We start from the raw sequence: 14639 nt of genomic DNA, 5'->3' as shown, positions 1-14639 counted from the left end.
GTCGAAAAATATGATAATAAACTTGTAAACATTTATAAAAGTCTTAAGGCATTAAAGTAACCTAGGTAAATAATAAGTTATTTATTAAATAATCGTGGAGGAATGAAAATATGTATATGGAAAAGAAACCTACAAAAGTACGTTTTTTGATATTGCTAATGCTTTTTGTGGCTGTTGCAATAACATATCTTGATAGAGCTAATTTATCAGTTGCAGGTACTGCAATTCAAAAACAGCTGAAAATAAATTCTACCCAGTTAGGAGTTTTATTTTCGGCATTCACGTGGTCTTATGTTATAGTTCAAATACCAGTTGGAATGATATTAGATAAAATTGGGGCAAGATTCTTATATGGTGGAGCTATGGTATTATGGGGATTTTTCACATTTATTATGGCATTTAGTTCTCAGGGATTGTTTGCAGGTATTGGTGCTTCATTTATGGTACTTATAGTTTGTAGAATATTAATTGGAATAGCTGAAGGACCTGCCTTTCCGAGCAATACAAAAATAGCAGCACTTTGGTTTCCAAGTAATGAAAGGGCTAGGGCAATAAGCATTTATTCATCTGCACAATACATAGGATTAGCAGTATTTACTCCTATATTGGCTATGATGGTTGCTAAAATAAGTTGGGAATCAGTATTTTATCTTTCTGGTGGAATTGCAATCGTTTTTGGTATCATATGGTTGGCTGTATACAGAGATCCTAAAGACAGTAAAAGCATAAATCAAGAGGAATTAGATTATCTTAAAAATAATGGTGCTTACAATCCTAATGAAATTGGAGAAAAAAAGGAAGATAAGATTTCATTAGATGAAATTTTATATGTAATAAAGCAAAGAAGAGTGTGGGGAATATTTATTACACAATTTGCTATAGCATCTACTTTATATTTTTTTATGACATGGTTTATAGTTTACCTTCAAAAAGGATTGAAATTACCAATACAAAAAGCAGGATTTATGGCAATATTACCTTATATGATGGCCATGGCAGGAGTTCTATTTGGAGGATTTTTAAGTGATTATTTATTGAAAAAAACATCATTGACTGTAGCTCGTAAAATACCAATAGTTGCAGGCTTACTTTTTACATCCATTCTATGTTTAGCAAATTTCTTTGAAAAGACACCTATTGTAGCTGTAATTATTTTATCAATTGCATTTTTCGCAAATGCAGCTTCTAACTTAGGATGGGTAGCTCTAAGTGATGTCTTACCTAAAAGTATGATAGGTAGAGTTGGAGGTGTACTTAATCTTTGTGGAAATTTATCTGGTATAGTTAGTCCAATAATTTTTGGAGTTTTGCATCAAAAAACTGGTAATTTTCATTTGGCTATGGATTATACTTCTGCAGTTGCTGTTGTTGGAGCTTTGGCTTTCCTGTTTATAGTAGATAAGGTAGAACCTGTTGATTTAAGTAAAAAGTTTCATGTAAGCGAAAATGTGAAAGTTGTTAAGTAACAATAAAAACTTTTATTGCAGTATAGGATTTGACACTAAATTCAATGCCAAATCCTATTTTATATATAAGAAGTAGGATCAAAAATAAGTTATGCAAATAGATAAAAAGAAAATATTAAAGACAAATGATATTTGTGCAACTGAATATTGTTTCACTTGTAAAAAAGTACAATAATAAAATAGAAATAGATGATGAACAGTAAACGCTTTTAATAGAAACATCTAACTTTAATATAGAATTTAGATATATTAGAAAAGCTAAGTTCTTGAATAGATTTTAGGCAACAGGAGGGTTTAAACATGAAAAAGGATTTTAGTATTTTGCTGGCACCAGATTCCTTCAAAGAGAGTATGACTGCAAAAGAAGCTTGTGAAGCTATGGAAAAAGGAATAAAAAGAGTAAATAAAAATATTAAATGTATACAAGTGCCTATGGCTGACGGGGGAGAGGGAACAATGCAATCTCTTGTTGATGCTACAGGAGGATATATATATAAATTAAAAGTAATTGGACCACTTGGAGATGAAGTAGAAGCTGAATATGGTATTTTAGGAGACGGCGAAACAGGTATTATAGAAATGGCTAGCGCAAGCGGAATAGGTTTGGTGCCAAAAGAAAAAAGAAATCCGCTCATAACAACAACTTACGGAACAGGACAATTAATAAGAGAGTGTTTAAACCACAATATAAAAAAATTGTTAGTTGGCATAGGGGGAAGCTCTACTAATGATGGTGGTGTAGGTGCAATTCAAGCTCTAGGAGGAAAATTTACGAACAGATATGGAAAGGAAATTGGATTTGGCGGTGGTGAGTTAAGTAAAATAGAAAAAATTGATTTAACAAATTTTGATGTTCGTTTGAAGAATGTTAAATTAGAAGTAGCTTGCGATGTTACTAATCCTCTTTGTGGAAAAGAAGGGGCTTCTAATATCTTTGGACCACAAAAAGGAGCTACTCCCGAAATGATTAAAGTATTGGATGATAACTTAAAGCATTATGCTAAGATAATTAAGGAGCAAATTAATGTAGATGTACTAAACATACCTGGAGCAGGTGCGGCTGGTGGATTAGGAGCTGGACTTATGGTTTTCTTAAAAGGAGAACTTAAAAATGGTATTGATATAGTTATAGAATATTCTAAGTTGGAAGAAAAAATTAAGCAAGCAGATATAGTTTTTACCGGTGAAGGTAGTATAGATTTCCAAACACAATATGGAAAAACTCCAATTGGAGTAGCTATGATAGCAAAAAAATATAATAAGCCTGTAGTAGCACTGGCAGGTAGTGTTGAAAATGGTATAGATGTATTATATGAAAAGGGTATAGATTCAATTTTTAGTATTGTTAGAGGTGTGACCACATTAGACTGTGCTCTAAAAAAAGGCAGTGAAAATATAGAGAAAACAGTTGAAAATATAGTAAGATTAATGAATGTAAAATAGTTAAAATCACATATAAGGAGGTTAAAGTTAAATGGATAGTAATCAATTAAAACCTTTGTATATTAAAGTTAACCCTGAAGACAATGTAGCTATAATAGTAAACAAAGATGGACTTAAAAAGGGAATTACTTTTGAAAATGGATTGAAATTGCTGCAGGATATACCGCAAGCTAATAAAGTGCTTTTAAAAGATATTTCAAAGGATGAACCTTTTATTAGGTATGGAGAAATAATTGGATTTGCAAAAAAAAATTTAAAAAAGGGAAGTCGGGTAGCACACGATGAAGTTAGACTACCTAAGGCACATTCATTAAATGAATTAAAAAGCGGTAAAATGATTGATAAATATGAACCTTTACAAGGTTACACATTTATGGGATATAAAAATGAAGATGGCAGCGTTGGAACTAAAAATATACTTGGAATAACTACAACAGTTCAATGTGTACAAGGTGTTGTCAATGTTGCAGTAGAGAGAATCAAAAATGAGCTTTTACCTAAGTATAAAAATGTTGATGCTGTTGTGGCTTTGAATCATCTATATGGATGTGGTGTTGCAATACATGGTGATAATTCTGAAATTCCTATAAGGGCAATAAGAAATTTATCCCAGAATCCTAATTTTGGTGGTGAAATGCTGACAGTATCTCTTGGATGCGAAAAATTAGTACCTACATTACTTTTTCCTGAAATAAAAGATGAAAATCTTGTAATACTACAGGAATGTTTTGGATTTAATAAAATGATTGATGAAATTATGAAAAGAGCAGAAAAAAAACTTAAAAAGTTAAATTCAAGAGTTAGAACCAAATGTCCTGTATCTGATTTAGTAGTTGGACTTCAGTGCGGTGGAAGTGATGCTTTTTCAGGAGTTACGGCAAACCCAGCAGTAGGATTTGCAGCAGATTTATTAGTTAGATCAGGTGCAAAGGTAATGTTTTCTGAAGTGACTGAAATTAGAGATGCAGTTCATTTGCTGGCACCTAGAACAGTTAGTGATGAAGTACTTGCGAAACTTGTTAAGGAAATGAAATGGTATGATAAATATTTGGACGAATCACATGTTGATAGAGATGCAAACCCTTCACCAGGAAATAAAAAAGGTGGCCTTTTAAATGTTGTAGATAAAGCACTTGGATCGGTAGCTAAATCAGGTAGTACAAGCATAGTGGATGTATTATCTCCAGGAGAGCGTATTAGAAAAAGAGGTATGACCTATGCTGCAACACCAGCAAGCGATTTTGTTTGTGGGACAATGCAGTTATCATCAGGTATGACTTTACAAGTGTTTACTACTGGAAGAGGTACTACATATAATTTAATGATTGCCCCTGTTATAAAAGTTTCAACTAATACAGCACTTAAAGAAAAATGGAATGATTTAATAGATCTAGATGCAGGAAGAATTGCCACAGGTGAAAAGACAATTGAAGAGGTTGGTTTAGAACTTTTTAAATTGATAATAGATATAGCTAGTGGAACTAAAAAAACTTATGCAGATGTACATGGAATTTATAATGCATTATCAATTTTTAATCCTGCACCAATTACATGATAATTGACTTGATGACAAAATAGTAGATTGTAAAATGTTATGCATATATATAAAATAGTTTACTAGTAATAAATTATTTTTGTGCAAATGAACATTGAATGATAAATGCAAAGGTATGATAATATTATTATAAAATAGAAATACAGGAGGATTGACTTATGAAAGTAGGATTTATCGGACTTGGAATAATGGGAAAACCAATGTCAAAGAATTTAATAAAGGCAGGTTATGACCTTGTAGTTTATAATCGCAGTAAGGCATCAGAAGAAGAACTGGAAAAAGCAGGAGCTGAAAGAGGAGCTTCACCAAAAGATGTTGCAGCTAAAAGTGATGTTATAATAACGATGCTTCCAAATTCTCCACAGGTTAAAGAAGTTGTCTTGGGAGAAAATGGTGTTATTGAGGGAATAAAAAAGGGTTCCGTATTTATTGATATGAGCTCCATAGCACCACTTGTTTCTAGAGAAATAGCTAAAAAATTAGAAGAAAAAGGAATTGACATGTTGGATGCTCCAGTAAGTGGTGGAGAACCAAAAGCTATTGACGGAAGTTTATCTATGATGGTAGGCGGAAAGAAAGAAGTTTTTGAAAAATATAAAGATTTACTTTTGAAGATGGGTACAAGTGCAGTACTATGTGGTGATGTTGGTGCAGGTAATGTAACAAAGTTAGCAAACCAGGTAATTGTTGCATTAAATATAGCAGCTATGTCAGAAGCATTTGTACTAGGAACTAAAGCTGGTGTATCTCCAGAATTAATTTACAATGCTATTCGTGGAGGACTAGCTGGAAGTACTGTATTAGATGCTAAAGCTCCAATGGTACTAGACAGAAATTTCAAGCCAGGATTCAAAATTGACCTACATATAAAAGATTTAAAGAATGCTGTTGAAACTGCAGCAGGAGTAGGAGCACCACTTTTCCTTACAAATCAAGTATTGGAAATGCTTAGAAATTTGCATTTAGATGGAGAAGGACAAAGCGATCATTCTGCTCTAGTAAAATTCTATGAGAAATTAGGAAAAGTTAAAGTAACTAAATAATTTTGTAGGAATCTAGTTTGAAATTTGGCTAGATTCCTTTTTTATATATTTTCCAATTTTAAGATATATGCATATAATTATAAAAAATCATTTCTATAGTAAGAAATTAAAATATCCACTTGTATTTTAGAACAGAAATAGAGTTATTGAATATAATAACTAATGGTAGTAAATAAAAAAGGAGCGTATATATATTTGAATATATATGTAGTCCGTCCAGGAGACTCTACATGGTCTATAGCTAGAAAATTTGGAGTTTCTCCGGACAGTATAATAAAGGCCAACGACCTCAATCCAAGGGAAAGTTTAGTAGTTGGACAATCAATTGTAATTCCATCAAGGGAAAGAGCCTATAGGGTTAAAGCAGGAGATTCGCTGTGGTCTATAGCTCAAAAATTTGGAGTTTCCGTAAACAGCATACTGAGTTTAAATAACATGTCAAGTTCTTCCGCTATTTATCCAGGTATGACACTTAGAATACCTGAAAAATCCAAAAACTATGGAACTATTGAAACAAATGGTTTTATACAACCTTCTACTGATGAAAAAGAAACTAGAATTGTAATTGATGCAGCACCATATCTAACTTATATAACTCCTTTTAGTCATCATATTACTGCAGAAGGGGGATTGACTCCGCTTAGGGATGAAACAATTATTGCGGTTGGAAAAAATAATAGGGTTGCACCGTTACTTTCAGTTACAAATTTATCTGAGAAAAACTTTGATACTGAGCTAATAGGAAAGTTCCTTAATGATGAGAAAGCTCAAAATAATCTTATAAATAATATGATAGATATGATGAGGAGAAAAGGTTATTATGGAACTATAGTAGATTTTGAAAGGATTCAACCAGAAAATAGAACGAAGTATAACCGCTTCCTTGAGAAATTAGTAGCAAGACTACACCCACTGGGATATGTAGTTGGAACTGCATTGGCACCTAAAACATATGATGTAAAAGCTGGTGCATGGCATGGAGCTCATGATTACAGTGCTCACGGCAGGATAGTTGATTTTGTAATAATAATGACTTACGAGTGGGGGTGGTCAGGTGGCCCACCTATGGCCGTTGCCCCAATTAATGAAGTGAGAAAAGTAATAAGCTATGCTGTAACTGTAATACCTCCTAATAAGATAATGATGGGAATGCCACTTTATGGATATGATTGGACACTTCCATACACTCCAGGAGGAGAATTTGCAGAAAGTGTGGGAAATAGAGAAGCGGTGGATAGAGCAAGAAGATACGGAGCTGTCATAAGGTATGATCAAAAAGCACAATCACCATATTATAACTATATAGATGAAGAAAGACGGCAGCATGTAGTTTGGTTTGAAGATGCAAGAAGTGTAAAGGCCAAATATAAACTTGTAAATGAATATGGACTTCGAGGTGTTAGCTACTGGGTTTTAGCAAAGCCGTTCCCAGAAAACTGGCAGGTACTTGATAATATGTTCAATATTGAAAAAGTTATACCGGCTAGGTGATATGAGTAGAATACAATTGTGAAATTAGTTTTTTCCTCCATAGTTTAATTATTAAAAACTGTTTAATACTGTTTAAACTGTACCCTGTAGGGTAGACATATTAAAAGAGGTTGTGTCTAATCTTACAGGGTACTTTTATAGTTTGTGCTAATTATTTTTTTGAGTTAGAAGTTAGGTATTCAGAATGGTGTTTCAAATACAAATGATAATAGATGGATTAGATATAATGGAACAATTACTATGTATTATAAGGACAGGCTGTTATTCTGGTAACTAATGATGGAGAGAAAATAGTAAAAGTAAAGCAGAGCCAGATGATAAATAGGTATAATAAAACAGATAAATTTAAATTAATAGTTGTATGCCTTGAAAGCCAATATGGAAAATTTAAAAGAGAGCTTGAAAATTTAATAATAAAAACTGTGCCAGACAGTATACTGTAAAAACCATACTACTTACATATAGTATTAAAATAATACGACGATAATTACATGATATAATTTTTTATGAGGAAGGTGAGAAAATAAAAAATGAAGGACAAGTATTTTGATGAATTGATAGAGGAAGGTGAAAAAGATATTGATAAAAATAGTAATATAACTATAGATTTGAATAATAAATGGAACTGTGAACTAATAAAGCATTTGTTAAAGGCTGCTTATGAGGATGGATTGGAAGAAGGGAAAGGTATAAGAGGCCAAGAAATTATAGATATGCTAAGTAGAAGATACTGCTAAAATAAAAATGAACACAAAAGGTAAAACGAATGCAATACTAGTCATGTAAGATAATAAAAATAAAAAAGGAAGGATACTATGAAAAAGATAAAAACTGTTTTTATCATTGCTGCATGCATTGCCCTTAGTTCACAGGTATATTTTAATTTATTTGCACCTGGTTTTACAATAACATTATCTGTAATTGTGCTGCCTATTCTTCTCTATTTTAATAGGGAAATTAATCCTCTTTATTTAACAGCTATAGTTGGAATAGCTTCACCACTTTATAGAGGACTTATTATGTACATAAGTAATACTAGTTTACATCAAATAGTTAGTCCAGTTTTTACTGATATTCTATTTTATTTTACATATGGAATGGTATATTATTTTTTATATTGGAAGAAAATAGAGGCAAATTTGACTAATTTTTTTGTTTCAGCTGTTTTAAGTGATTTTATTGGTAATGTTTTAGAACTAAGTGCACTTATGGCTTTCAAAGGATATAAGTATATTATGTTTCAAGACCTCGTAATTATAGCTTTTATAAGATCTACAATAGCAGTAGGTGTAATATTGTTATTTAGATATTATAGTTTTTTACTTGTAAGGGAAGAACATGAGAAGAGATATAGAAAGCTGATACTTATTACTTCAAAAATTAAAAGTGAAGTATATTTTATGAATAAAAATAAAACAGATATTGAAGGTGTTATGAAAAAGGCTTATTATCTTTATAAAACGTTGTCTGAAAATAATTATCCAGTTGAATTTCAAAATGCGTCTTTAGATGTTGCAAAGGATGTTCATGAAATAAAGAAAGATTATGCAAGTGTTATAAAAGGTTTAGAAGAGATATTTGATAAAAAATATGATAATGTTAAGATGAACATTAAGGATATTATGGATATTGTTGAAGCAGATGTAAAAGAACATATAAGAAGAAATAAGTTAAATGTATACTTAGATTTTAAGATATATGATAATTTCAGCGTAGAGAAACATTATTATCTGGTTTCAATTATAAGGAACTTAATTTACAATAGTATTGAATCTATGGAAAAGAGAAAAAATGGCTATATAAGAATTGTTATTAGTAAAAGACAAGGTGAATGCATTTTTGTAGTGTCAGATAATGGATCAGGAATAAAAAAGAAGGATTTAGCTTATGTTTTTAATCCTGGATTTTCAACGAAATTTAATAAAGAAACCGGAGATATATGCAGAGGAATAGGTCTTACTCATGTAAATGGAATTGTAACTGATATTTTTAAGGGCTCAATATCAGTTGTTTCAGAAGAAAAAAAAGGCACAGAGTTTACTATAAAAATAAAAGAGGAGAAGATAGAAGGCGATCAGGATGAGATTTTATGTTGTAGATGATGATATAAGCATAGTTAGAATATTAACTATGATAATAGAAGAAGACGGCAATTTTGAAGTTGTAGGAAGTTCATGCAATAGTGAAGATGCTTTTAATGACATACTTTTATTTAAACCTGATATTGTACTTGTAGATCTTCTTATGCCCGAAATGGATGGAAATGTTCTTGTAAGAAAACTTAAAAGCTTGGATTCAAGCATTTGTTTTATTATGATATCTCAAGTATTAGATAGTGATTTAAGAGCAGAGTCTTATGAAGCAGGAATAGAATTTTTTATAAATAAGCCAATAAATAAGATTGAGGTTAAAAAAGTAATTTCAAAAGTGACAGAAAGGGTAGAAATGGAGAATATGCTGTCTAATATAAAGAAAATGCTTAAAACTTCAAATAAAAGTAAAAAGGTTGACAAAACTGAAAATGAAAATCTGGTCAAAGTAAAGCATATTCTAGGTATGCTTGGTATGCTCGGAGAGAAAGGTACAAATGATATAATCAAGGTAAGTTTATATCTTATGAAGAATAATAGAAATTTTGTAGAATGCAATTTAGATGATTTGAAAAACTATCTAGGAGATAATGCCCAAGTTGTAAAGCAAAGGATAAGAAGGGCAATAAAAGTAGGATTTACTAATACAGCTAATATGGGTATAGAGGATTATGCTGATGATACTTTTCATACATATGCAAATACACTTTTTGATTTTACCAATGTAAAAGCTGAAATGGATTATATAAATCATAAAAGGAAAACAGGAGGAAAAGTTTCTGTAAATAAGTTTTTTGAAGGGCTCGTACTTAAATGCCAGGATGAATAAAAAATAGCATAGTATTAAATTAAAAGTTCTTAAAATTTTATCTTGAGAACTTTTTTGAATTATCTTGATTTATTTTGAAACTTACATTTTATCATAAAATATGATTAATTGTGACATTTGAGAAAACGGTTTATTTTTGATGGTTTATAAATTAAATTAAGGAGGAAATAATATGGATGCAAATGAAAACGATATAGAAGAGGTACTTGATAAGTCAAAAGGTCTTGAAAGAAGTATGGCAAGCAGACATATTCAAATGTATACAGTTGGCGCAACAATAGGGACGGGCATTTTTTTAGCTTCTGGAAACGTTATCAATAAAGCCGGCCCAGGAGGTGCTGTAGTAGCATATATAATTGGAGCATTGATAATGTATTTAATGATGTCTTGTCTTGGAGAGCTTGCAGTAGCAATGCCTGTTTCAGGAAATGTACAAGCATATGCAACAGAATTTATTAGTCCTGCAATGGGATTTACGGCTGGTTTTATGAAATGGATAAGCTGTGCAGTTACAGTTACTGCACAAATAGTTGCCTCATCTATTATAATGAAAAATATCTTTCCAAATATTAATCCTATAATTTGGATATTATTGTTTACTATATTGTTAGCAGTTCTTAATATTCTTCCATCTGGAAATTTTGGAGAAACTCAATTTTGGTTTGCGAGTATTAAAGTAATAGCTGTAATATTATTTGTTATAACTGGAATTGGAATAATTACAGGTATTATAGGAGGAAAAACTATTGGATTTACAAATTTTATTTCTGATGGTGGTGCCTTTCCTAATGGCTTTAATGCAATATTAGCATCGATGTTATCTGCTATTTTTGCATTTGGTGGTTCTGATCTTATTGCAACTGCAGCTGGTGAGAGTAAAAATCCTGAGATAGAAATGCCGAAGGCCATAAGAGGATTTATAATTTTAATAACTTTATGTTATGTTACATGTATTTTCTTAATTGGATGTGTACTTCCATGGAGACAGGCAAATCTTGCAGGAAGTCCATTTGCATATATGTTTAAAAGTGCAGGAATTACATCAGCTTCACTTTTAGTTAATATAATTGTTGTAACGTCAGCATTATCATCAGCCAATTCTTTTTTATATGCAAGTATAAGAACGCTCTGGTCACTTGCAAAACATAATCAAGCTCCTAAAATACTAGCTAAAACAAATAAAAAAAAGGTTCCAATATATGCACTTATTATCTCTCTGTCATTTGCATCATTTGCAATTATTTCAAGTTTTATAGCAGCAGATACAGTTTATCTTTTTCTTATATCTTTACTTGCTAGTATTGATATATTTATTTATACAATCGATTGTATATGTCAAATGCGCTTTAGAAAAAATTTTATGTTAGAAGGAAATAAAGTTGAAGATTTAAAATATAAAACACCATTTTATCCAATTACTCCGATTGTAGCAATTATATTGTATGTGGTAGTAATAATAGCAATGATAATTGACCCTACTGAAAGAATGGCTATTTATACTGGTGTTCCTACAGCTTTGATTTTGTATATAGGATATGTACTATTTTCTAATAAAAATAAGAAGAGGAATATTGAGAGAGCAAGTTAATTTATATCAATTGTTTCAAAAAAAAAAAAGACACAGAGTTTACTATAAAAATAAAAAAACATGAGATAGAAGGTGATCAGGATGAGATTTTATGTTGTAGATGATGATATAAGCATAGTTAGAATATTAACTATGATAATAGAAGAAGATGTTAATTTTGAAGTTGTAGGAAGTTCATGCAATAGTGAAGATGCTTTTAATGACATACTTTTACTTAAGCCTGATATTGTACTTGCAGATCTTCTTATGCCTGAAATGGATGGAAATGTTCTTGTAAGAAAACTAAAAAGCTTGGATTCAAGCATTTGTTTTATTATGATATCTCAAGTATTAGACAGTGATTTAAGAGCAGAGTCTTATGAAGCAGGAATAGAATTTTTTATAAATAAGCCAATAAATAAGATTGAGGTTAAAAAAGTAATTTCAAAAGTGGCAGAAAGGGTAGAAATGGAGAATATGCTGTCTAATATAAAGAAAATGCTTAAAACTCCAAATAAAAGTAAAAAGGTTGACAAAACTGAAAATGAAAATCTGATCAAAGTAAGGCATATTCTAGGTATGCTTGGTATGCTCGGAGAAAAAGGTACAAATGATATAATCAAGATAAGTTTATATCTTATGAAGAATAATAGAAATTTTGTAGAATGCAATTTAGATGATTTGAAAAACTATTTGGGAGATAATGCCCAGGTTGTAAAGCAAAGGATAAGAAGGGCAATAAAAGTAGGACTTACTAATACAGCTAATATGGGTATAGAAGATTATGCTGATGATATTTTTCATACATGTGCAAATGCACTTTTTGATTTTACCAATGTAAAAGCTGAAATGGATTATATAAATCATAAAAGGAAAATAGGAGGAAAGGTTTCTATAAATAAGTTTTTTGAAGGCCTTATATTTAAATGTCAGGATAAATAAATTATTCTTATTAATAAATCTTGCTTGTTGGAAGAATCACCACTAGAAAAATAAAATAGATTCTTTAATCTATATGGAAATATAAAAAATAAATAAGCCTATAGCAGTTCTTTAACTAGTTATAAACTTATTATACGAGGAGTGCAATTTATGAGAAGTATCAAATACAATATAATATTAGTTATTTCATCTCTATGCATATTAAGTTTAATAATATTAGCTTCAGTAAGTTATTTTATTTCTTATGATTTAATAATGAAGGAATCCAAAAGCAAAATTATCGCAGAATCAGATAAATATTCTGAAATAACTAACGAATGGATTGGCGAGCAGGGAAAAGTAATCAAAGAAATTGGAGATTGTATTCAGCAAATGGACACAAATGATAATAAAAAAATTTTAACATACCTGCAAGAAAAAACAAAAGACAATCCTAATACAGGGGGAATATATCTAGGGTTTAAAGATAAAAGATATTTAGATGGAACTGGGTGGATACCTGATAAAGATTTTGATTGTACTCAAAGATATTGGTATAAAGATGCTGTCCAAAAAAATAAATTAGTTTATTCTGAACCCTATTTAGATGAACTTACAAAAAAAATGACAGTTTCGATATCTGAACCTATTGTAAAAAATGGTGAAATAATCGGTGTTGTAAGTTGTGACTTTAAATTAAATACAATTAAAATCATGCTAGATAAAGTAAAACCTGTGAATAATAGTTATACATTTCTATTAGATAATAAAAATGATTTTATAATGCATCCCAATAAAGATTTTCAACCTACAAAAAATGAAAATAAAAATGTTAATAAAATTATGAATGGAAAATTTGCTAAGATATTAAATAATAATATAACTCTATTAAAGGATTTTGATGGTAAAGAAAAATATTTTGTTACTTCTAAGGCTAACTGTTGTAATTGGCTTGTTGGTGTTGTAGTACCTAAAAATGAATTGGAAAAACCACTTCATTCATTATTGTTAGGATTCATTTTGGTAATAATTATAATGTTAGTGCTTTCAATCTTACTTTCCTTATATATTGGAGGTAAAATTGGAAATCCAATAATATCTGTAACAAAGTTAGTAAAGAAAACTTCCAACTTTGATTTAACTTCTGATACTAGCTGTGATTATTTATTAGGAAGAAAAGATGAAATAGGACAGCTTGCTAATGCTACAATTTCAATGAAAAGTTCACTTATAGAATTAATAGGAGCTATACTAGAAGAATCACGTACAATAGAAAATGTAGTAAACACTATAAAAGATAAAATGTCAAATTTGAATGAAGATGTAAAAAAAGTATCTTCAAGTACAGAGGAATTATCGGCAGGTATGGAAGAGACAACAGCGTCTGCTGAAGAAATGTTAGCTACATCACAGGAAATAGGTAGTGCTGCTCAGTCTATAGCAGAAAAATCACAGACAGGTGCACTGCAGGCCGGAGGAATAAATAAAAGAGCAGATAAAACTAAAAAAGTGTACAAGCATCTCAGGAAAAAAGCTATCAAATGTTTTTAAGTACAAAAAAAGAACTTGAAATTGCTATAAAAAAGTCCAGCGTAGCCAAACAAATAAATGTGCTTTCAGATACTATCATGCAAATAACGGAACAAACAGGCCTTTTGGCATTAAATGCAACTATTGAAGCTGCAAGAGCGGGAGAAGCAGGAAATGGATTTTCAGTAGTAGCTGAAGAAATTACAAACCTTGCAGGACAATCAAAAGATGCGGCTTCTGAAATACAAAGTATAACCAATAAAGTAATTGAAGCGGTAAATAATCTCTCACAAAGTTCCAGCAGTCTTTTAGAGTTCATGGAGAAGGATGTAAATAAGGACTACAAATCAATGCTTACAGTATCAGAAGAATATAGTAAAGATGCTAAATTTGTAGAGAGTTTAGTAGTAGATTTTAGTTCTACATCAGAGGAACTTTTAGCATCTATTAGTGATGTGTTAAAAACTATAGACGATGTAACACAGTCAGCAAGTGAAGGTACAAGTGAAATATCAAATATTTCCGATAGAGTACTTGAAATTAATGATAAGTCAGATTATGTATTAGATGAAGTAATTAAAGCAAGTGATTGTGCTAATAAATTGAAAGCTCAAATTTCTAAGTTTAAAATTTAAACAAACTTTTAATAATTTCTGGTATACGTGAAAAAATCCTACATACACCAGGGATTAAGGAAAAAAGGT

At 30.6% G+C, this 14639-nt stretch carries 12 protein-coding genes and 1 pseudogene; all 13 read left to right on the top strand.

Annotated elements, in window-relative coordinates:
- Nucleotides 1-110 precede the first annotated feature (110 nt).
- Nucleotides 111-1466, top strand: coding sequence for an MFS transporter (locus CLJU_RS13890; RefSeq protein WP_013239456.1), 1356 nt, complete (start codon nucleotides 111-113; stop codon nucleotides 1464-1466).
- 300 nt (nucleotides 1467-1766) lie between these two features.
- Entirely contained in the window at nucleotides 1767-2909 is a 1143-nt protein-coding gene (locus tag CLJU_RS13885) for a glycerate kinase family protein (protein ID WP_013239455.1), read from the top strand.
- Between the two features lie 31 nt (nucleotides 2910-2940).
- Entirely contained in the window at nucleotides 2941-4464 is a 1524-nt protein-coding gene (gene garD, locus CLJU_RS13880; protein ID WP_013239454.1) for a galactarate dehydratase, read from the top strand.
- Nucleotides 4465-4622: 158 nt separating this feature from the next.
- The gene (gene garR / locus CLJU_RS13875; RefSeq protein WP_013239453.1) at nucleotides 4623-5507 is read left to right on the top strand and encodes a 2-hydroxy-3-oxopropionate reductase; all 885 of its coding nucleotides are present in this window, start codon (nucleotides 4623-4625) and stop codon (nucleotides 5505-5507) included.
- A gap of 195 nt (nucleotides 5508-5702) precedes the next feature.
- Nucleotides 5703-6998: a glycoside hydrolase family 18 protein gene (locus tag CLJU_RS13870; RefSeq protein ID WP_013239452.1), complete on the top strand. Its 1296-nt coding sequence runs from the start codon at nucleotides 5703-5705 to the stop codon at nucleotides 6996-6998.
- 314 nt (nucleotides 6999-7312) lie between these two features.
- Entirely contained in the window at nucleotides 7313-7441 is a 129-nt protein-coding gene (locus CLJU_RS23175; RefSeq protein WP_278244728.1) for a hypothetical protein, read from the top strand.
- Nucleotides 7442-7528: 87 nt separating this feature from the next.
- On the top strand, nucleotides 7529-7735 hold the full coding sequence (locus CLJU_RS13865; protein WP_041705147.1) for a hypothetical protein: 207 nt from the start codon (nucleotides 7529-7531) through the stop codon (nucleotides 7733-7735).
- A 78-nt stretch (nucleotides 7736-7813) separates the two neighbouring features.
- Nucleotides 7814-9100 (top strand): ATP-binding protein, encoded by a 1287-nt coding sequence (locus tag CLJU_RS13860; RefSeq protein ID WP_013239451.1) that lies wholly within the window; start codon nucleotides 7814-7816, stop codon nucleotides 9098-9100.
- On the top strand, nucleotides 9078-9917 hold the full coding sequence (locus CLJU_RS13855; protein ID WP_013239450.1) for a DNA-binding domain-containing protein: 840 nt from the start codon (nucleotides 9078-9080) through the stop codon (nucleotides 9915-9917). Before CLJU_RS13860 ends, CLJU_RS13855 begins: the two co-directional genes overlap by 23 nt.
- 172 nt (nucleotides 9918-10089) lie before the next feature.
- The gene (locus CLJU_RS13850; RefSeq protein ID WP_013239449.1) at nucleotides 10090-11505 is read left to right on the top strand and encodes an amino acid permease; all 1416 of its coding nucleotides are present in this window, start codon (nucleotides 10090-10092) and stop codon (nucleotides 11503-11505) included.
- Between the two features lie 81 nt (nucleotides 11506-11586).
- Nucleotides 11587-12426: a DNA-binding domain-containing protein gene (locus CLJU_RS13845; RefSeq protein ID WP_013239448.1), complete on the top strand. Its 840-nt coding sequence runs from the start codon at nucleotides 11587-11589 to the stop codon at nucleotides 12424-12426.
- A gap of 150 nt (nucleotides 12427-12576) precedes the next feature.
- Nucleotides 12577-13956 (top strand): methyl-accepting chemotaxis protein, encoded by a 1380-nt coding sequence (locus CLJU_RS23380; protein ID WP_013239447.1) that lies wholly within the window; start codon nucleotides 12577-12579, stop codon nucleotides 13954-13956.
- A pseudogene (locus CLJU_RS21385) lies at nucleotides 13914-14570 on the top strand (methyl-accepting chemotaxis protein); the annotation flags it as partial. The gene CLJU_RS23380 and the pseudogene CLJU_RS21385, both read left to right, overlap by 43 nt.
- Nucleotides 14571-14639 lie beyond the last annotated feature (69 nt).

The sequence above is a fragment of the Clostridium ljungdahlii DSM 13528 genome (assembly GCF_000143685.1).
GTDB lineage: Bacteria > Bacillota > Clostridia > Clostridiales > Clostridiaceae > Clostridium_B > Clostridium_B ljungdahlii.
The sequence above is the reverse complement of the archived record's forward strand: the minus strand, read 5'-3'. Positions and strand labels throughout refer to the sequence as shown.

What these genes read in the sequence shown, in the direction of transcription:
- garR (WP_013239453.1), top strand. Translation starts at nt 4,623, where the DNA reads ATGAAAGTAGGATTTATCGGACTTGGAATAATGGGAAAACCAATGTCA.
- CLJU_RS13855 (WP_013239450.1), top strand. Translation starts at nt 9,078, where the DNA reads ATGAGATTTTATGTTGTAGATGATGATATAAGCATAGTTAGAATATTA.
- CLJU_RS13890 (WP_013239456.1), top strand. Translation starts at nt 111, where the DNA reads ATGTATATGGAAAAGAAACCTACAAAAGTACGTTTTTTGATATTGCTA.
- garD (WP_013239454.1), top strand. Translation starts at nt 2,941, where the DNA reads ATGGATAGTAATCAATTAAAACCTTTGTATATTAAAGTTAACCCTGAA.
- CLJU_RS13885 (WP_013239455.1), top strand. Translation starts at nt 1,767, where the DNA reads ATGAAAAAGGATTTTAGTATTTTGCTGGCACCAGATTCCTTCAAAGAG.
- CLJU_RS13865 (WP_041705147.1), top strand. Translation starts at nt 7,529, where the DNA reads ATGAAGGACAAGTATTTTGATGAATTGATAGAGGAAGGTGAAAAAGAT.
- CLJU_RS23380 (WP_013239447.1), top strand. Translation starts at nt 12,577, where the DNA reads ATGAGAAGTATCAAATACAATATAATATTAGTTATTTCATCTCTATGC.
- CLJU_RS23175 (WP_278244728.1), top strand. Translation starts at nt 7,313, where the DNA reads ATGATAAATAGGTATAATAAAACAGATAAATTTAAATTAATAGTTGTA.
- CLJU_RS13850 (WP_013239449.1), top strand. Translation starts at nt 10,090, where the DNA reads ATGGATGCAAATGAAAACGATATAGAAGAGGTACTTGATAAGTCAAAA.
- CLJU_RS13860 (WP_013239451.1), top strand. Translation starts at nt 7,814, where the DNA reads ATGAAAAAGATAAAAACTGTTTTTATCATTGCTGCATGCATTGCCCTT.
- CLJU_RS13845 (WP_013239448.1), top strand. Translation starts at nt 11,587, where the DNA reads ATGAGATTTTATGTTGTAGATGATGATATAAGCATAGTTAGAATATTA.